Origin of the sequence: Saccharibacillus sp. CPCC 101409, from assembly GCF_030518235.1 — a bacterium.
GTDB lineage: Bacteria > Bacillota > Bacilli > Paenibacillales > Paenibacillaceae > Saccharibacillus.
Window position 1 is genome coordinate 1 of sequence record NZ_JAULSA010000052.1, and the last position, 728, is coordinate 728.

The window sequence follows — 728 nt, forward strand, 5'->3', positions numbered from 1 at the left end:
GGCTGGAGATCTACACACGAATCTTTTCAAAACGAACTGTTGCACTTGGATTGACAATTCGTCATTTAAAATTGAATATCCTGATGAAAATAACGAAAGTGCCTTAGCTGAAATAAAAAAACACTCAGAAGCTATAATAGAAAGCATATTATATGCAATCGATACAAATGATACAAAAAAACTCTTTTCAAATGATACTTATGCAATTGATGGTTTTCACGAATTGTCTTTAAGAATATTTATACAAGAATCTATTAAGTTTAAAAATCCAGCATTCAGGGAAGAGGCAGAGTGGAGAATCATTTTTGACGATGAAATTGATAAATATACTAACTGGGAAGATTGGTATGATGAAGTTGAAGAAAAATCATTATTAAATGATGAACTCGCAACTTTATTCCCAAATGGCTTACAATTTAGAGCATTGCGGAATAATATTATTTCATTTTTTGACTTATCTTTTAAAAGTTATGAACAAACTATTATAAATGAAATAGTTATAGGACCTAGATCAGATGTACAAGAAGGAGATATCTATCAGTTATTAGCTTACTATGGATATAATCCAGATATAAAAATCATTAAATCTAAAAGCACGTATAGATAGCATGGTATAAAAATAATTAATAAGGTTAGGGTAGTTTTAGGAAGCCCGGGGCATCAGTTAAACCAGCTAATCAAAGTCAAGTTTCCAATAAAACAATCGTTGAGCTTTCCAAATAGAACAT

General features: G+C 30.1%; 1 pseudogene. It reads left to right on the plus strand.

What is annotated here, in order from left to right:
- Nucleotides 1–607 (plus strand): annotated as a pseudogene (locus QWJ34_RS27000) (DUF2971 domain-containing protein); the annotation flags it as partial.
- Between the last annotated feature and the right edge of the window lie 121 nt (nt 608–728).